The organism is Arthrobacter sp. D3-18, assembly GCF_054408525.1.
Genome location: NZ_CP096440.1, coordinates 1,588,938 through 1,606,651, shown reverse-complemented (window position 1 = coordinate 1,606,651; position 17,714 = coordinate 1,588,938). Strand labels below are relative to the sequence as shown.

Below are 17,714 nucleotides of genomic sequence, written 5' to 3'. Positions count from 1 at the left end.
AGCCTTCCGGCCGCGCGGTACGGTGAAAGAGATCACCAGCCAGTTCGACGATCGGCGGCACCATGACTTCCAACCCCAACAATCCGTCCAACGACGACGAAACCCCCAAGGATCCGCTGGCAGAAATGCTACAGAACCTGATGGGCGGCCAGGGCATGGGCAACATCGATCCCGCTGAGTTGGCCAAGGCCGCGGGTCTGCCCAACGATCCCCAACTCCTTCAGCAGATGTTCGCCCAGGTACAGGCGATGATGAGTTCTACATCTGAAGGTCCCGTGAATTGGCAGCTCGCCCACGAGAATGCACGGCGCGTCGCCGCTGCCGGCAGCGATCCCTCGGTCAACTCCCAACAGGCCAGGGAGATCGACGAAGCGCTCAGGCTTGCAGAACTTTGGCTGGACCCGGTTACTGATCTCTCGGCGACCGGCCTGATTGGTAGGGCCTGGTCAAGGGCCGAATGGGTTGAAGCGACCCTGGGGACGTGGAAGCGCCTGACCGAGCCCGTGGCCAACAGCATCGCCAATGCCTTGTCCAACGCTCTCACCCAGCAAATGCCCGAGGAAATGAAGTCCATGATGGGCGGTGCCTCCTCCATGCTGCAGAACATGGGCGGAGCGATTTTCGGCATGCAACTGGGACAGGCCATCGGCGCACTCTCAGCCGAGGTTGTCAGTTCCACCGACATCGGTGTCCCCCTGGCAGACCTGGAAATGGCGCTGTTGCCGGCAAACGTAACCAAATTCGGGGAAGGCCTCAGCCTCCCCGAGAACGACGTTCGGCTCTTCCTTGCGGTCCGTGAAGCCGCCCATGCGCGGCTGTTTGTCCAGGTCCCATGGTTGCGTGGCCACCTCCTTGGAGCCATCGAGGCATACGCCCGCGGCATTCACATTGACATGTCCCGCATTGAAGACCTCGCCCGCGACCTCGACCCGAGCAACCCCGAGGGTATTCAGGAAGCACTGTCCCAGGGAGTGTTCACACCGGAACGCACGCCCGTCCAGACTGCCGCGTTGGAGAAGCTCGAAACGGCTCTTGCCTTGGTGGAGGGCTGGGTAGACGAGCTCACTGCCGAAGCAACCGACAAGGTGTTGCCATCAGCCACCGCGCTGCGCGAAACTGTGCGTCGTCGTCGTGCCACAGGCGGTCCGGCCGAGCACGCGTTCTCGTCCCTCGTCGGCTTGGAACTTCGCCCGCGCAGGCTCCGGGAAGCAGCAACACTGTGGGCAACCCTGAAGGAAGAAAGGGGCATCGCCGGCCGCGACGCGATCTGGCACCACCCGGATCTCCTGCCCACCGGAGAAGACCTTGACGATCCCAAGGGCTTCTCCGAACGTCGACGCCTTGCCGAGGCCAGTGATAGCGAGGTTGACGACGCCTTGCAGAAGCTTCTGAGCGGCGGTTACGACTCCGCCGAGGCCGATGAGGCTGAAGCCTCGGATTCCCAGGCAGATTCCGCGGAGAACCCGTCCGGTGATGAAACGGCAACGGATGACACCGACCCCGAGGCGCCAGGCAGGTAGGCAAAACCTCGGAAAAACACTGCACAACGGCTGCCATTTCATGGCGGCCGTTGTGCAGTTAAGGACCGGTGCAGTTAAGGGCAGGTGCGGCTGGGAGAAGCTGTGGGGTCAAGCCTCTGACGTCTTAGTCAGCCAGGTCTACAGCCGAATCGTCCGGATCCTCGGACCCTGAATCGACGGGGAGTCCCCGGGACGTAGCGAAGGCAACGCCCTCCAGGAAGGCCTTTGCCCGCTGTGTGTCAGGGTAGGCCTCAACCAAACTCCAGAATTCGGCGTTGTGACCCGCCACCAGCAAATGCGCGAGCTCGTGGACCAGGACGTAGTCAATAACCCATTGCGGCATGGGCTGAAGCTTGTTGGAAAGCCGGATGGTGCCGTCCGCAGGAGTTGCCGAACCCCACCGGGAGTTCTGGTTGGCTACCCAGCGGACCGACGTCGGGACCGCCCGCCCTCCGAGGTACGTCTTTGAAAGGTGTTCGGCATGCTTGGCGAGGGCTTGATCCGTGGCAGGACGACGCCCGCCCGCACCCGTTTGCCGCTCCCCCTGTTTCTTCAGCTTGGCCAACATTCGGCGGACCCACTCCCGTTCCTGGGACTGAGTGAAGCTTGCAGGGATGGCGACCACAGCCTTGCCGTCTTCCCAGAATGCAGCGACGGTTCGCCGCCGTCTGGCTGATCGACGCACGACAACTGGAGCGCCGTCGTCGGTGATGAGCGGAATGCCGGTGTCGGAGGAAGATCGGCGGGTCATCAGAGTTCACTGCTCTCAGCGAGCACTGCCAGGACAGCTTCGCCGTAGCGTTCGAGCTTGGAGGGGCCGATCCCCGCGAGGCCGGCAAGTTCCTCGAGCGATGCCGGTTTCGCCTCCGCGATGGCCGTCAGCGTAGCGTCCGTGAAGACAACATACGCCGGAACATCGGCCGACTGGGCCTCATCCCTGCGCCACTGCCTTAACGCATCGAAGGTCTGCTCCTCGTAGCTAGGCGGGCACTGGTTGCAACGTCCCACCTTCCGTTCGGCTCCACTTGCGAGCATGCTTCCGCATACCTTGCACGACGCCGGGGCGGCAGCTTTCCGTCGCGTGGGACCTGTCTTGCTGCGCGCGTTGGCGGAAGCCACGGAATTGGGGCGAAGTCCGTCGAGGAACCGGGACGGCTTGCGGTTGGCCCGGCCACCCGGTGTTCGGGCTGTGGACCATGAGAGATTCAGGTGCTCCCTTGCCCGGGTGATGCCGACATAAAGCAGCCTTCGTTCTTCGTCCACATCCTCGGGGGTATCTGCGAACGAAATGGGCATCAGTCCCTCGCTGAGACCCACCAGGAACACGGCATCCCATTCCAAGCCCTTGGCGGCATGGAGGGAAGCAAGAGTGACACCTTGAACAGTGGGTGCGTGTTGCGCGACCGAGCGCTCTTGAAGCTCGTTGACGAACTCAGCCAAGGTGAAGGACTCCCCGCGGCTGACAGCAAGCTCATCGGCCAAGGCGACCAGAGCTGCCAAGGATTCCCAACGCTCACGCAGCGCTCCGCCGTTGTGGGGGGCGGCCTCCGTATAACCAAGTGAGGCAACGATGTCCCGCACGATCTGGCCCAGGGGTTCCTGCGGCCCCTCCGCCACGGCACGGGTTGCCGCGCGCAATTGGAGGATCGCATCGCGGACTTCCTTGCGCGCGAAGAACCGCTCCCCTCCCCGGAGCTGGTAGCCAATCCCGGCAGAGGCCAGGGCTTGCTCGTACGCTTCGGACTGGCCGTTGGTGCGGAACAGGATGGCGATCTCACTGGCTTTGACACCACTGGTGAGCAGTTCCTGAATCCTGCCGGCCACCACAGCTGCCTCAGCCTCGTCATCAGGGCACTCCATGAACCGCGGTTCCGGGCCGGAGGGCCGCTGGGCAACGAGCTTGAGGGGCGAAGCCCACGCGGCATCTGCCACCGGGCCACCGCTTCGACGGGAACCCAAGAGCTCATTGGCTAACTTCACCACTTGCGGCGTGGACCTATAGTCGCGAACGAGCTTGACGACGGTCGCTCCGGGGAACTGCCCTTTGAACCCGAGAAGATGCTTGGGTGAGGCGCCGGTGAAGGAGTAAATGGTTTGGCTGGCATCGCCCACCACGCACAACTCGTTCCGTCCGCCGAGCCACAAATCCAAAAGCCGCTGTTGCAGGGGTGAAACGTCCTGGTACTCGTCCACCACGAAATGACGGTATTGCTCCCGGACCGTTGCCGCTACCTTCGGGTCTTCTTGGAGGATACCCACTGTTATGAGAAGGACGTCTTCGAAGTCGATGACATTGCGATCGGTTTTGATGTCCTCATAGGCCTGGAATACGCGGGAGACCGCCGTGAGGTCGAAGCCTCCGGGAGTTCCACGGCCTTGTGCATTCTCCAAGTAATTAGCGGGAGTCAGCATGGAAACCTTGGCCCACTCGATCTCGGCTGCCAGGTCCCTGATGGATGCACGGTCAGTGCTCAGGCGAAGCCGGCGGGAGGCCTCGGCGATCATGTTGGCTTTGTGATCCAGGAGATTGGGCAAAGTGCCGCCAATTGCCTGCGGCCAAAAGAACTGCAACTGCCTCAATGCGGCCGCGTGGAATGTGCGGGCTTGAACGTTGGCGACACCAAGATCGCGGAGTCTGCTACGCATCTCAGCTGCGGCCCGGGCAGTGAAGGTCACGGCCAGCAGTCTCTGCGGACTGTAAACCCCGGAGTGAACGCCGTAAGCAATGCGATGAGTGATGGCACGTGTCTTTCCCGTGCCTGCTCCTGCGAGGACGCACATGGGACCCGTCAAGGTACTGGCAACTTCCCGCTGTTCTTCGTCCAGCCCACCGAGGATGCGCTCCTCAAGCGAGCCACCGCCGTCGAAAATCCCTTCGGTCACGGCTGCAGGTCTTCGATGACGCCGCCATACCAATGCTCAATCAATGAACGCGCGATGGACAGGCGCGTTGAGATGGTGATTTCACCGCTCAACACGGCTTCCTGCAGCTCCTCCCGGCTGAACCACCGTGCCCGGGTAACCTCTACGCCGTCGGGCATGGCAACGGCGTCGTCTGTCCTTGCGGTGAATCCCAACATGAGGGAAGCGGGGAACGGCCAGGATTGCGAACCGAGATACTGGCAGGCCGTCACGCGGACACCCACTTCTTCCCCGATTTCCCGGACGACAGCCTGCTCCAGCGATTCACCGGGCTCAACGAATCCTGCCAGCGTGGAGTAATTCTTGGCGTCGACGGGCCCTCCGCCGCCGAGCAGGAGCCGGCCGTCCGGGCCAACCACCGTGACAATGATGGCGGGATCCGTCCGCGGGTAATGCTCCGAGTTATCCTTGGGACAACGCCTGACCCAGCCTCCGGCCTCGATGTCCGTGGGCGTGCCGCACTGCGGGCAATGTGTGTGGGTTGCATGCCAGTTGGAGATGGCGCTGGCCTCGATGAACAAAGCGGTGTCCTTGGCGTCAAGACGTGCCGCGACGTCCCGAAAACCGGCCCACTCAGCATCCAACGGCACCGTGGCGATGCCGGGCGCTGGCGGTTCAGCAACTGTGAACAGCACAACGGACGTCCCCTCCGGCAAGGAGGACGACGTCAAGGTGGTGCCCAGGTAGATGGCAGCAACAGCGCCGCCTTCCAACCTATTAAGAGCGTTCCAGAGCGGCGCAGCGTCTCCGAACCACAGGCCATCAGCAGTCACCAACGCTTTTCGCTGCGAAATGACCATGGCCTTGGCGGTGCCGGAGGTGATGAGATCCTCAACCATGCCCGGCTTCATCCGCACGCCCGAGCCGCGATCCACCATCGCAGGACGGACGGGAAGAACAGTCTCCATCAGGTGATTGGCAAGCGCCGGCGACTCCGTTTGACTCATGTATCTACCGTACTGACTCGTACCGACAAAAAACATTTGGCGAGGTCCACTGTTGTGGACACCACCCCGCGCGGTTGCCCGCTTGGGCACTTGAGCAATGTTTTGCCCCACATTTCCTACGCATTTGCTGCGGATCTGAAGACTCGCCGCACTGCATCATGGCCACAGGCCGCACTCAATCTACCGTGGAGAACGTGAGAAGAACACCGCTCGAACTGGCCGCCATAGCAACAGCGGCGGTGCCTGGCCTTTCGCCAACGGCCGCAGCCTATTCCCCCGACGACGACGCCGACTTCGACTCGGCGCTGCTGTTGGACGGAGAAGGCAAACGCTGGCGAGTCCGTTCACCGCGCCACCCGGAAGCCAGCACGCGGCTGGAAACCGAGTTCATGGTGCTGAGAGCCTTCGCACCTGCCATTCGCGCTGAACTACCCTTTCATGTGCCCACCATCGCCGGCACTGTGAGGCAAGGTGCACTGACGACGTTCGTCTACGCCCACCTGCAGGGCTCCATGCTCTCCATAGAAGAACTGTCAGCCGGAAGTCCCGCCTTGGCCCGGGAGGTCGGCACAGCACTGGCAGCCATTCATGACTTGCCACTGACCTTGGTCACCAATGCAGACCTTCCCAGTTACTCGGCCAATGAGTTCCGGCAACGCAAACTCAACGAACTTGACCAAGCGGCAACCACCGGCAAGATACCGGCTACCTTGCTGCGTCGCTGGGAGCACGCCCTCGAAGACGTTGCCCTTTGGCGCTTCAATCCCTCGGTGGTTCACGGCGACCTTCATGAAGACAACCTGATGGTCCAGGATGACACGGTGACAGCCCTGACGGGGTGGACCGATCTCAGGATCGGGGATCCTGCAGACGACTTCGCCTGGTTGGTGGCATCCAACGAGGCCTCGTTTGTTGAGGCTGTTTTGAGCCACTACACCCAAGCACGCCGTGAGACCCCGGATGCGCACCTTCTCCGCAGGGCCGCCCTGCTGGCCGAGTTCGCCCTTGCCCAGTATCTGGTCAAGGCAATGGCGGCAGGGCACCAGAGCATGACGGCAGAAGCAGAGTCCATGCTTCAGGCACTCGCCAATGACATCGACGAGCAGGTGCGTCGCGACGAAGAAGCTGCACAGGCCGCTGAGGACGAGGCCGCCGAGAATGAAGCTGCTGAGCACGAGGCCGCGCAGTCGAGAGCAGCGGATGCACGGGCCGACAAGCCTGCAGTCAGTGTGGCGGCAATTCCCGACGCTGATGAATCAAAAGGCTCCGAAGAAAGCGGCTCCGGCACGGCGTCACACCACGACGAGACCTCCACTGCCGCTATCAGTGTTGTCAGCGTAACGCCGCTTCACGCGGCGGAACGTTCCTAGAACCCGGGACCTGGAACAACCCAGAACCCGGAACCCAGTGCTTTCCCGGGTTCCAGTGCTTTCCCGGGTTCCAGGGCTTTCCTACTGGTCAGCGCTGTTGTTCAAAGCCTTCGCCACGATCAGCTCCAGTTCCTCGGCGCTGCCAAGATCGTGCGGATGCACAACGGCGTCGTCAGCCACATAGTAGAACGCCGCGCTGACCTCCTCGAGGGGTACGTCTCTGAGTCGTGCCCATGCGAGCCGGTAGACGGCCAGCTGCACCGCCCGGGTGGCGAGTTGCTGACCTGCGGGGCGTCGCCCGGTTTTCCAGTCGATGAGTTGCCAGCGGCCGTCAGCATCACGGAACACGGCATCGATGCGCCCACGGACTACGACGTCGCCGATCCGCGTTTCCACAGGTACCTCGACGAAAGCCGGAGCGCGCTGGGCCCACTCGGACTGCTTGAACGCCGACACCATGTCATCCAAGCCATAGGCCTCGTCGATGTGGGAGTCCGAACCCGGCGCTTCATCAAGGTCCAGCATGCCGGTTGTGCCAAAGTACTCCTCGACCCATGCATGGAAGGCGGTACCTTTGCGCGCCGATATGCCCGGTTCGCGGGGAACGGGCCTGCGCAGCTGGGATAGGACGGCGGCAGGGTCAGCACCGAGGTCAACGAAAAGTGAGGCAGAAATGTGGCTGGGCAGGTGGACATCCTGAACGGTCTTGAGCTGCCGTTGGCGATCCAGCAGTAGCTCGGCCTCCTGGGACCATTTCCGGGCGGCACCAGTCAATTCGTCTGTAGGGGCCGGGCGGGGTTCCGCGATGTATCCACGGACCATGGCGGCGGCTCGATCCATTGCCAGCCGCCTGCCCGGAGTCAGCCTCAGCCGGGCTCCGGTCCGTGGGTCTGACGGTCCTTCCAAGGGGTCGTAGGGGAAGTGGGCAACCTCGAGCGCTGCCGTCAAGGGGCTCTCCTCAGGCAAGGCCTCTTCGGCCACCGATTCGGCATGGACCACCGCACTGCCGGCTGACGGCGTACTGCCGACCGACTGCGTCCTGTCGGCTTCATTAGCCTCTCCAGCAACTCCCGCAAGCGGCGCCAGTTCGGAAAGGAAGGCAGACATGCCAGCCATTCCCGACCGAGAGCCATTCCAGGCAGCGCTGGAAGCCCACAGTACGAACTTCGCCCGGGTGTAAGCAACGTAGGCGAGTCTCCTCTCTTCGGCCTCACCGTGATGCTGGACCTCGGACTTGAAGTCCTTCTCTGCGTCCAACCATCCCTTTTGGTCAGGCTGATCAAGATCCCACTGGGGAAGGTCGGCGCGATCGCCCCTCAAGGGCCACGGCAAGGCCGCGGCGCCGGTGCTCCACCGCGAATCCCTGTTGCTGGGGAATGAACCAGCGTTGAGGCCCGGGACAAAAACAACGTCCCATTCCAAGCCTTTCGAAGCGTGGACGGTCAGCAATTGCACTGCTTCCCGATTCGCCTCAACGGGGGCTACATCCAAGCCACCTTCCTCGGAGGCTGCAGCCTCCAGCCACGACAAGAACGCCAGCAGGTCAATGCGCTGCGACGTCTGCAGGAACCCGGCTGCAGCATCCTGGAAAGCATCCAGGTTGCGGCGCGCCTGGTGGATGCTGATTCCCGGCTTAGCCGCCACTTCGATGTCCAGGAGCATCGCACGTTCCACTTCGCCAAGAAGTGTGGTGAGGTCGTCGCCGATGTAGCTTCTCAGGGAGCGCAGTTCCGAAGCAAGACGGGTCAGCCGATCCAGGGCAGCAGCGCTCAGGCTCCTCCCGTGACCGGACGTCCAGCCTGGCCGAGGAAGGAAGTCAAGGGCCTCCACGAGGCTTGCGGCATCCGTGATGTCGCTTTCAATGACGGTCCCTGACGGTTCCTCGTTGTCATCAAAGGATTCAGGCTCGGCTTCCGGAGCCGATCGCCGCCGAGCCAGGAAGCGGGACCAGTCACTGAAGGCCATCAAGTCTGCAGGACCAATCCTCCACCGCGCCCCGGCCAACAACCTCATCAGGGCGTCGGAACGTCCTGGATCGGCAAGGACCCGCAAGGTCGCCACCAGATCCACGATCTCCGGTGTGTCCAGCAAACCGCCAAGTCCAACGATCTCGTAGGGAATCCCCTGGAGCTCGAACTCGCGGCGGAGGCATTCCATCTGCGCCCGTCGGCGACAGAGGACCGCCATGGTGGGTTTGACCGGAGTGCCGTCCTCCTCTTCTTCGAAAACAGTCCGTTGGTAGCGATGGACATCGCGGGCTATCACTGCGGCTTCGTCTTCATCCGTGCCGAAGCGACCGATCACCACACTTCCATCAACCGCAGCCGGGCTTGGAACCAACGCGGGCACTGAGACATTACTCGATGTTTCCCTCTCGCCAGCCGGACCATCCAGTGCCGCCGACCTGTTTAAGGGCGCTGCGATGGTGTTGGCGGCCCGGAGGATGTTCCTGCCGTTCCGCCAGGCGGTGGTCAGATACGAAGTGGGGGCAACGGAATAGGATTCAGAGCCGCCGGGGTGGTCCTCCTGCCGGACGGGAAACTCCTGCACAAAGTGGAAGAGCTGGCCCGCGGAAGCGCCTCGGAAGCCGTATATCGATTGGTTGGGGTCGCCCACAGCGGTAACTGCGTGGCCCTGACCGAAAAGACGGGAGAAGAGAACAAGCTGGGCGTGGGAGGTGTCCTGGAACTCATCCAGGAGCACTACCTTGTAGCGGGCACGTTCAGTGGTGGCAGCGAGCGGAATATCGCTCGCAATTCGGGCTGCGAGCGCTACGAGGTCACCGAAATCCAGGACACCGCGCTGCCGCTTCGCTTCTTGGTAACGGACCACCATGTCGGCAACGCTGGCGCGAGTCCTCAGCATGGCCGCAAGTTCTCCTGCTGCCTGCGTTGGATTCTTCTTGGCACCGGTTATGTAGGGAAGCTGCTCAAAGGTCTGAACGCGCTCCAGGACCCAGTCCCGTACTTCCCCGGGATTCTGAAGGTGCTCTGCGCACTCCCCCGCCAGCTGGATGACTGCATTGACGAGCGTGGATTTGGCGGCAGTGAAGTGCTCGTAGTCGCCGTCATATGCTTCCACAACTTCGCTGGCCAATTGCCAGGACTGTGCGCCTCCCAGCAAGACGACATCCCGCTCGATGCCCAATCGCAGGCCGTAGTCCGAAACGATGCCACTTGCATAGGAGTGGTACGTGGACACTTTGGGTTCGAGGTCGTCTGCGCCGAGAAGTCCCTCCGGGAACCCTATGCTGCCATCGTCCGCCGCCGCTATCCGCTGGAGCGTGGCCAGCTTGGACCGTATCCGGCTCGCCAGCTCTCCGGCAGCCTTGCGGGTAAATGTCACGCCGAGGACTTCTTCAGGGCGCACCCAGCCGTTTGCCACCAGCCATACAACACGGTCCGCCATGGTGGCTGTCTTACCAGAACCTGCCCCGGCAATTACCAGGCGCGGTGAAAGAGGGGAGGCAATGATGGCCGCCTGCTCAGGCGTAGGGTGGTTCTTTTCGCCCAGGATGTTGGCCAGTTCGGAAGGAGAGAACCTTGGCTCGGGGACTTCCTCCACGCCCGGATTGCTGGTGGCAAAGCCGTCCAGGAGTTCGGTTGTCATTCGGTGACCTGCTTTCCTCTGGCGCACAACGGGCAAACGTCAGGTAGACGGCATCCATGGCCGCCATGCCCACCCTTGCCGGGGTCGTGCCGTGCTTCGAACGTTGCACCGGCCATCAGGGCGGCTGCCTCATTCACCAGCCCCTCGGCCCAGTTGTCCGCGGGATCCAACGCATCCTGTTGCTGTACTGCGGGACTCTTGGTCTTGGTCCCAAGTTGGGCCAGCACGGCGCCGCCGGGGGCAAAGCCGTTCGCGGACGCCGCAAGGGAATCGACGTCGGGCGTTCCGTCCCCGGTTCCGGCGTCCCGGAAAGCACCTTTGAGGACGGCGGCCTGGTAGGCACCAAGTTGCGGGTGCTTGGCAACCTCCGCTTTGCCGGGTTGCCGTTTGCCGGTCTTGAGGTCCACGATCACGAGCCTGCCCTCCGGATCTATCTCCAGCCGGTCCACCTGACCGCGTAGTACCGCATGGCGCGTGGCCTCCTCTTCAAGAGCATGAGGACGACTGACACCGCCGGCGTCCAAGGTGACATCAGGTAGTTGAACTTCAAAGTCGTGCTCCACGGCCAGCAAGCTTCTTCCGTCGCCGCGCATGATGAGCACGTACTGGGCCAACTTCCGAACCATCAGTTCCGCCCGCTGGAAATCCAGCTTTCCTTCCCAGTTGTCCTTCATGCCCAAAGCAGGCCAACGGCGTACGAGCTCGGCCACGTACTCGGCTCCTGAAGCATCGGGAAGCTCCTGGGCAATGCTGTGGACCAAGGTGCCCAGGCTCCGTGCGAAGTCGGTGGCAGCTTCCCCTCCGGCTGCTTGGACGAACCAGTCCAACGGCGACTTATGTACGGCCTCCACTTTGGAAGGTGAGACGGAAACGGTACCGCCGGGCGGCACCACGGCTTCCTGGGAGCTCAGGGCCGCCAAACCCCACCACGTGTCCGGGTGTGCACCCGGAACGGGTGGTTCCGTGCTGGCGAGCCTGGCCAATATCCGGGCGGCCTCGTGCGAGGTAGGCGCTTCACCGCCAGCGGCGTCTTCCGCCTGAACGTGCTGCCGTAGTTCCGCAACCAGTGCCCTCAACGTCATGGGCCGGTCAACTGGGGTGTAGTCGCGCTTGTACTCACCCGTACCCAAAGGCGCCGCGTAGTCCAGGAAAGCCGAGGGTTGCTCATCCTCAGACGACACCGCGGTGCAGATCAATACTTCACGGGCCCGGGATACGGCGGTCGAAAAACTCCTGAGTTCGTCGTAACGAATATCCCGGAGCCTGCTCAGGGGCCCGCGCCGAAGGGCGTAGTCCACTCCATGCTCCACTGCGTCGGCATAGACAGTGCTGCCCAGCAGCTCTCCACGCAATCGGGTGTTGGGCCATACGCCTTCCTGGAGGCCCGCTACGATCACCACCGGCCATTCCCGACCGGCGGCGCTTGCGGGGGTCATGATCTCCACGCAGGCCTCCAGCTGTGCCCGCGCGGCAAGGGTGTCCATGGGAAGTTCCTGGTTCAGCAAGTAGTCCAGGAACTGTTCGGGACCTGAACCGGGCAGTTGGTCCACGAACCGTTCGGCTGTATGGAACAACGCCATCATGGCGTCAAGATCCCTATCGGCACGTGCACCTGCGTTGCCTCCTTCAAGTGCCATTTCTGCCCAGCGGGAAGACAAGCCGGTGGCGTGCCACAAAGCCCACAGAACAGATTCCGCGTTGGCCCCGGGTTCCGCGGCGGCGGCGGACCCGGCTGCGATCATGCGGGCGAGCCGACGGGCAGAACTGCCTTCAATACCCAGCGACGCCAGGGCACCGGGCTGAAGCAGTGCCTCTACCAGCAAAGCGTCGCTGGACCGACCGCCACCGCCCAGGAGCTCCTCGCGGCGCAGGGACTGGCGTAGCCTGCGCAGTTCGATGGCCGTGGCTCCGCCGATGCGGGAAGTGAGGAGGGAAACTGCCGTTTCCGGCGTCAGCTTTGCCGGGTCCAGAACAATGGCAAAGGCCTCCAACAGGGGACGCACCGCGACTTCGTCTCGGACGGCCGAGTCTGCCACTGGAACACGCACCGGGATCCCCTGGCCGCTCAGGTAACGCTGCAACTGGGAAATTTGCCCGCCGTTCCGGACGATCACCGCGATGTCGCTGAACTCCCGCGATTCCCGCAGCTGAGCTTCGAGGATGCGCTGGGCAACGTATCTCAACTCGTGGACAGCTGACGGCAGCACATGACCCTCCACCCGACCATCCCGGGCAGATGCAGGATGCATGCCGTCCGGATGTTGTGGTTGTTCCATTTGCCGGGCCAACTGGCCACCCGAGCGCTGCGAGATGTGGCTCGCGACCCGGGTCCACGCCTCCGCTACTTCAGGCGCATGCCTGTGGGTAACAGACAGTGGGCGTTCGAGAACGTTTTGCTGTGCGCCTCCCAGCAGTGTTGGCAGCTCTGACACCAGGTCCGGGCGTGCGCCGCGGAAGCCTTGCACGACCGTATCCGGTGAGTAGGTCACCACGACGTCTTTGCCTTCGCCGATGTCGGCAAGGAGCTCGAACACAGCAGGATTCGATTCCTGGGCGTCGTCCACGAGGATGAGTTTGAGTCGTTCCCTCTCAGCAGCCAGGAAGGCCGGCGAGTCCTGGAAAATCTGCCGCGCCGTGGTGATGATTCCAGCAGGGTCAAAGGCCTCAGGCATGCGGAGGTCCAGGACATCCCGGTACTCGCTGTACAGTTCGGCAGCCGCCATCCAATCAGGCCGTCCGCATTCGTAAGCCAGCCCGACCAGGTCCTCGGCGGTTCGCCCCGATTCGATGATTCGGTCGAACAACTGTCGGATTTCGTGACGGAAGCCGCGGGTGGGAAGTGCTGCTGCGAGGTCCTCCGGCCAAGGAAGCTGGAATCCCGGACGGGAGTGGCCTTCCAGCAATTCCTTGATGATGAGGTCTTGTTCGGGGCCCGAGAGAAGCTTAGGTGGCCGCGTCAGCGGCAGTATGCCTTCCGCCTTTGCCCGCCGGATAACGTCGAAGGCGTAGGACGCCCAAGTGCGTGCCGGCGTCGTACTCAGACTGCGGTCCAGCCGTCCTGTGAAGGTGTCGCGCAATGCTGCCGCGGCGTGGCGCCCGGGAGCAAGAACGAGAACCTGTTCCGGGTCCAAGCCATCCTCACGGACGCGGCGGACTGCGGATTCCACCAGCACTGTTGATTTACCCGTTCCCGGACCCCCGGGGACGAGGACAGGGCCGCTCCCTTGCGGGAGGGAAACGACTGCTCTTTGGTCCGGAGACAGGACAGGAGCCGCGTAGTGGGTTTCACGCGGCGGGAGCAGGCGGAGGGCTGCCGGTGCTTGGCGGGTTTTGGCAGGAGTCGCGGTCACACATTCATTTCATCATCGGGCACCGACAATTTATGGAGTTGACGCTCCAACTGGTCCGAGATCACATCCAGTTGGTCGAAATCAGAGTCGGTAGGCGTCCATCGGGCCGCTGTCAGATCGACGCGCCAACGGCCTTCACCCGTCCTCAGGAAGGCCTCGTATGCGCCATGCAGCGGGGTGGCTTCCTCCAAGTAATGCCGCAGGGCGTCGGCTTCGTGACCCGGGGGCGCTTCGCCGCTGGCGCGCAAGACACGCCACCAGGCAACGGAGCTGCCATAGTGACTCATCACTGCGCCGACCTGCCGCGGTCCACCGGCTCCCAAAAGCTCTGCGACGTCACCGTAGGAGACCGCCGAACCCGATGGAACAAGGTCCACAACGGCCAGAACCGCCGTCACATACTCCATCCGCATGTGTTCAGCGTAACGGCAGGAGTGTCGTGCCCGAAGAGTGTCGGACCCAGCCGGTAGCTTGAAGACATGAGCTCCTGGAACACCCTCTCCCGCGCCGCATTCGACCTCGAGACCACCGGGAAGAACTCACGGTCGGCGCGGATCGTCACCGCTTCCATCACTGTCGTGGATGCCCACGGGGAGCTCATCGCAGAGCACGAGTGGCTGGCAGATCCCGGTGTTGAAATCCCGCTCGAAGCCAGCGAGGTGCACGGCGTCACTACAGAGAAAGCCCGTGCAGAGGGCCGCCCGGCGGCCGACGTCACGCGAGAGGTGGCCGGGGTACTCCAAGGACTATTCGACGACGGCACTCCCGTCATTGCTTTCAACGCCAGCTACGATTTCACTGTGTTGGCGGCCGAGTCCGCACGCTACGGCGTCCCCCAACTCAGTCGCTTCCCCGTGCTGGATCCTTATGTGATGAACAAGCAGGTGGACCGTTACCGCAAGGGAAAGCGCACGCTTACCGCTTTGTGCGAGGAATACGGTGTGGACCTGACAAACGCGCATACTTCCGCTGCAGACGCTCTCGCTACGCTCCGTGTATTGGATGCCATGGCCGGCAAATTCCCCAAGTTGCAGATGCCGGCGCCGGCGTTGCATCAGCTGCAAGTAGACTGGGCGGCATCCCAGGCCGCTGATTTCCAGCAGTACTTGCGGCGCAGTAAGCCCACTGCGGTCATCGAGGGCGAGTGGCCGGTCCTTCCGCCTGAAGATGCTAGCCGGGGCGGCTTTTAACCCCGGAGAGCAGGCGACCGTTTCCTTTTGCGACGCAAGTCACAGCAATTTCGGGAACCTCATTTTCAAGGTTGGCCTCCCGCGGATTCCGCGCAAGGCTGGGCCGCCGGAATAGTCCGGAGCAGGAGGTCTGCTTACGGGAACTTTGTTCGGCTTAATCGAGTGTTGGCAACCATTTCTTCGATTCACGGTGCGCTGGCGGGCTGGTGACATAATTAAGTTTGGCGGGTTGAAGTCTGCTAGAGCAGCCAACCTTCGTATTGCTGCCGCATTCCCCGCCCACCGCGAAACGTCTCTGTGACCCGATGAAAGTGATTTCTTCATGAAATTCAAAGCCCCTAAGTGGCTGTCTGTTGCCCCCGTGGCTGCAGCCCTGGTGATTTCCCTGGCAGCGTGCGGCGGAGGAACCTCCGAGCCCAGCGGCTCCCCCACCGACGCCCTGGCCGGTAGCGACCAGAAGTCGTTGGACACGCTTACCACCGCTGACGTTACGGCGCTGGACAAGATCGACAAGTCCAAGCTGGGCCTCATCACCGACGGCACCCTGCGCGTGGGCACCCTTTCCGACGCCCCGCCGAACATCTTTATTGATCCTTCCGGTAAGTTCACCGGTTACGACAACGAACTCCTGCGCGCAATTGGTGACAAGCTGGGGCTCAAGGTCGAGTTTGCGTCCACTGACTTCTCAGCGCTCCTGTCGCAGGTGGGCAACAAGCAGTTCGACGTCGGATCCTCCTCGATCTCCACCACGGACGCCCGCCGCAAGACGGTCGGTTTCACCAATGGCTACGACTTCGGCTACATGGCAATCGTGACCAAGAGCGACTCCAAGGTCACCGGCTTCGCGGACGTCAAGGAAGGCCTGCGCATCGGCGTTGTCCAAGGCACCGTCCAGGATGACTACATGACCAACACGCTTAAGATCGAGCCGGTCCGTTTCCCTGATTACAACACCGTTTACGGCAACGTCAAGAACGGCCAGATCGATGCTTGGGTTGCACCTTCCCAGCAGGCAGAAGGCCAGGTCAAGGACGGCGACAACACCAAGATCGCCGAGAAGGTTGTCAACACCCAGAACTTCACCGCCTACGCAGTGAACAAGGACAACCAGCCGCTGATTGATGCCCTGAACTCCGGTCTGGACGCTGTCATCGCTGACGGAACCTGGGCCAAGCTCACAGCCGAATGGTACAAGGACCGTCCCACTGCCGCCGAGCAGACCCCCCAGGGCTGGAAGCCGGGCAGCAAGGCCGTCCAGCTCCCCGCCAAGTAACCAAGGCGTTCCATGGATATCCTCAATCAATTAGCCGACACCTTCTTTGACTGGGAGGCGATGGGCGAAGTCATTCCCAAGATGTTCGCTGTCGGTCTGCCCAACACCATCGTCCTGGCTGTCGTCTCGGGCATCATCGGGACCGCGCTCGGGATGTTGCTCGCCCTGATGGGGATCTCGCGGAACGCAGCAGCACGGTGGGTAGCCCGCATTTACACGGACATTCTCCGCGGGCTCCCCCCGGTGCTGACCATCCTGGTGATCGGATTCGGCTTTGGCCCGATTATTCGCGAACTGACGGGCTCCACCAGCCCGTACCCCATGGCCATCGCGGCGCTGTCCTTGATGTCCGGTGCGTACATCGGCGAGATTTTCCGTTCCGGCATCCAAAGCGTGGACAAGGGCCAGCTTGAGGCAACCCGTGCCCTCGGGTTCAGCTACGGCTCGTCCATGCGCCTGGTTGTAGTGCCGCAAGGCATCCGCCGCGTTCTTCCTGCGTTGGTCAACCAGTTCATCGCGTTGATCAAGGAATCGTCACTGGTCTTCATGCTTGGCCTCCTGGCAACAGAGCGTGAAATCTTCCAGATAGGTAAGGATGCAGCAGCCAACAGTGGCAATCTGTCCCCTTACGTGGCAGCAGCCATCTTCTATCTGGCGTTGACCATCCCACTCACGCACTTCGTGAACTTTATTGATGCCCGCATGCGCGCTGGACGCCCCGAGAAGAAGGAACCGGACGAGGCAGCGGCCGTCGTAGGAAAAGGAGCGCAGGCATGAGTGAATTCGCATCAGGTACGTTGACGGCGAAGAACATCCACCTGTCGTTCGGCAGCAACCATGTGTTGCGGGGCATCGACCTGCACGTCGAGAAGGGCACCACGGCCTCCGTTATCGGCCCGTCCGGCTCAGGCAAGTCAACGCTGCTCCGTGTGATGAACCGGCTCATCGAGCCGGATCAGGGCGATATCCTGCTGGATGGACGTTCGGTCCTCAAGGACAACCCGGACGAACTGCGTCGCCGCATCGGCATGGTCTTCCAGCAGTTCAACCTTTTTCCGCACAAGACGGTGGCTGAGAACATCTCGCTGGCACTGCGCAAACTCCGTGGCATGTCCAAGGAACAGGCGCGCGACGAGGCACTGGCCCAGTTGGACCTGGTGGGTTTGAAGCATAAGGCGGATTCCCGTCCGGCCAACCTCTCAGGCGGACAGCAGCAGCGTGTGGCGATTGCCCGCGCGTTGGCCATGAAGCCTGAGGTGATGTTCTTTGACGAAGCTACCTCCGCGCTGGACCCGGAACTCGTCAAGGGTGTTCTTGCGCTTATGACGGACCTGGCCCAGGGAGGCATGACCATGGTGGTGGTAACCCACGAAATGGGCTTCTCCCGCAACGTCTCAGACATCGTGACCTTCATGGATGCCGGCGTGGTGGTTGAATCCGGACCTCCGGAGCAGCTGTTCACCAACCCGCAAACGGAACGCCTTCAGGGTTTCCTTTCGGACGTCCTTTAAGGACCTCCGCTTAGCAGGATTA

At 62.3% G+C, this 17,714-nt stretch carries 12 protein-coding genes; 6 read left to right on the top strand and 6 right to left on the bottom strand.

What is annotated here, in order from left to right; translation table 11 throughout:
• Positions 1 to 62 precede the first annotated feature (62 nt).
• Complete coding sequence (locus tag M1D89_RS09530) at positions 63 to 1,520, top strand: zinc-dependent metalloprotease (protein ID WP_498650069.1); 1,458 nt, start codon at positions 63 to 65, stop codon at positions 1,518 to 1,520.
• Positions 1,521 to 1,644: 124 nt separating this feature from the next.
• Here M1D89_RS09530 and M1D89_RS09525 read toward each other — a convergent pair whose 3' ends face one another.
• From M1D89_RS09525 to nudC, 3 genes are read right to left on the bottom strand one after another with little or no spacing between them, the layout of a single operon-like run.
• Positions 1,645 to 2,271 (bottom strand): M48 metallopeptidase family protein, encoded by a 627-nt coding sequence (locus tag M1D89_RS09525; protein ID WP_498650067.1) that lies wholly within the window; start codon positions 2,269 to 2,271, stop codon positions 1,645 to 1,647.
• Positions 2,271 to 4,403, bottom strand: a complete 2,133-nt coding sequence (locus M1D89_RS09520; RefSeq protein WP_498650065.1) for an ATP-dependent DNA helicase UvrD2 — start codon at positions 4,401 to 4,403, stop codon at positions 2,271 to 2,273. The genes M1D89_RS09525 and M1D89_RS09520 overlap by 1 nt, the downstream gene beginning before the upstream one ends.
• Positions 4,400 to 5,389 carry an NAD(+) diphosphatase gene (gene nudC, locus M1D89_RS09515; protein WP_498650063.1) on the bottom strand — a complete coding sequence of 330 codons (990 nt, stop codon included), beginning with the start codon at positions 5,387 to 5,389 and terminating at the stop codon, positions 4,400 to 4,402. Before nudC ends, M1D89_RS09520 begins: the two co-directional genes overlap by 4 nt.
• A gap of 194 nt (positions 5,390 to 5,583) precedes the next feature.
• Here nudC and M1D89_RS09510 point away from each other — a divergent pair, with 194 nt between their 5' ends.
• Positions 5,584 to 6,759 carry a macrolide 2'-phosphotransferase gene (locus M1D89_RS09510; RefSeq protein WP_498650061.1) on the top strand — a complete coding sequence of 392 codons (1,176 nt, stop codon included), beginning with the start codon at positions 5,584 to 5,586 and terminating at the stop codon, positions 6,757 to 6,759.
• Positions 6,760 to 6,840: 81 nt separating this feature from the next.
• On the opposite strand, the gene M1D89_RS09505 is transcribed toward M1D89_RS09510, so the two are convergent.
• From M1D89_RS09505 to M1D89_RS09495, 3 genes are read right to left on the bottom strand one after another with little or no spacing between them, the layout of a single operon-like run.
• Complete coding sequence (locus M1D89_RS09505; RefSeq protein ID WP_498650059.1) at positions 6,841 to 10,368, bottom strand: ATP-dependent helicase; 3,528 nt, start codon at positions 10,366 to 10,368, stop codon at positions 6,841 to 6,843.
• Positions 10,365 to 13,718, bottom strand: a complete 3,354-nt coding sequence (locus M1D89_RS09500) for an ATP-dependent helicase (protein WP_498650057.1) — start codon at positions 13,716 to 13,718, stop codon at positions 10,365 to 10,367. Before M1D89_RS09500 ends, M1D89_RS09505 begins: the two co-directional genes overlap by 4 nt.
• Complete coding sequence (locus M1D89_RS09495; RefSeq protein ID WP_498650055.1) at positions 13,715 to 14,131, bottom strand: MGMT family protein; 417 nt, start codon at positions 14,129 to 14,131, stop codon at positions 13,715 to 13,717. The genes M1D89_RS09500 and M1D89_RS09495 overlap by 4 nt, the downstream gene beginning before the upstream one ends.
• Positions 14,132 to 14,197: 66 nt before the next feature.
• Here M1D89_RS09495 and M1D89_RS09490 point away from each other — a divergent pair, with 66 nt between their 5' ends.
• From M1D89_RS09490 to M1D89_RS09475, 4 genes are all read left to right on the top strand, one after another.
• On the top strand, positions 14,198 to 14,908 hold the full coding sequence (locus tag M1D89_RS09490; protein ID WP_498650052.1) for a 3'-5' exonuclease: 711 nt from the start codon (positions 14,198 to 14,200) through the stop codon (positions 14,906 to 14,908).
• 322 nt (positions 14,909 to 15,230) lie between these two features.
• Entirely contained in the window at positions 15,231 to 16,181 is a 951-nt protein-coding gene (locus M1D89_RS09485; RefSeq protein ID WP_498650049.1) for an ABC transporter substrate-binding protein, read from the top strand.
• A gap of 12 nt (positions 16,182 to 16,193) precedes the next feature.
• The gene (locus M1D89_RS09480) at positions 16,194 to 16,958 is read left to right on the top strand and encodes an amino acid ABC transporter permease (RefSeq protein WP_091468678.1); all 765 of its coding nucleotides are present in this window, start codon (positions 16,194 to 16,196) and stop codon (positions 16,956 to 16,958) included.
• Positions 16,955 to 17,692 (top strand): amino acid ABC transporter ATP-binding protein, encoded by a 738-nt coding sequence (locus M1D89_RS09475; protein WP_017198579.1) that lies wholly within the window; start codon positions 16,955 to 16,957, stop codon positions 17,690 to 17,692. Before M1D89_RS09480 ends, M1D89_RS09475 begins: the two co-directional genes overlap by 4 nt.
• The last annotated feature ends 22 nt before the right edge of the window (positions 17,693 to 17,714 follow it).

Bases quoted from the DNA above. Each gene is read 5' to 3' on its own strand.
- M1D89_RS09530 (WP_498650069.1), top strand. From the start codon at position 63: ATGACTTCCAACCCCAACAATCCGTCCAACGACGACGAAACCCCCAAG.
- M1D89_RS09525 (WP_498650067.1), bottom strand. From the start codon at position 2,271: ATGACCCGCCGATCTTCCTCCGACACCGGCATTCCGCTCATCACCGAC.
- nudC (WP_498650063.1), bottom strand. From the start codon at position 5,389: ATGAGTCAAACGGAGTCGCCGGCGCTTGCCAATCACCTGATGGAGACT.
- M1D89_RS09505 (WP_498650059.1), bottom strand. From the start codon at position 10,368: ATGACAACCGAACTCCTGGACGGCTTTGCCACCAGCAATCCGGGCGTG.
- M1D89_RS09495 (WP_498650055.1), bottom strand. From the start codon at position 14,131: ATGCGGATGGAGTATGTGACGGCGGTTCTGGCCGTTGTGGACCTTGTT.
- M1D89_RS09490 (WP_498650052.1), top strand. From the start codon at position 14,198: ATGAGCTCCTGGAACACCCTCTCCCGCGCCGCATTCGACCTCGAGACC.
- M1D89_RS09485 (WP_498650049.1), top strand. From the start codon at position 15,231: ATGAAATTCAAAGCCCCTAAGTGGCTGTCTGTTGCCCCCGTGGCTGCA.
- M1D89_RS09480 (WP_091468678.1), top strand. From the start codon at position 16,194: ATGGATATCCTCAATCAATTAGCCGACACCTTCTTTGACTGGGAGGCG.
- M1D89_RS09475 (WP_017198579.1), top strand. From the start codon at position 16,955: ATGAGTGAATTCGCATCAGGTACGTTGACGGCGAAGAACATCCACCTG.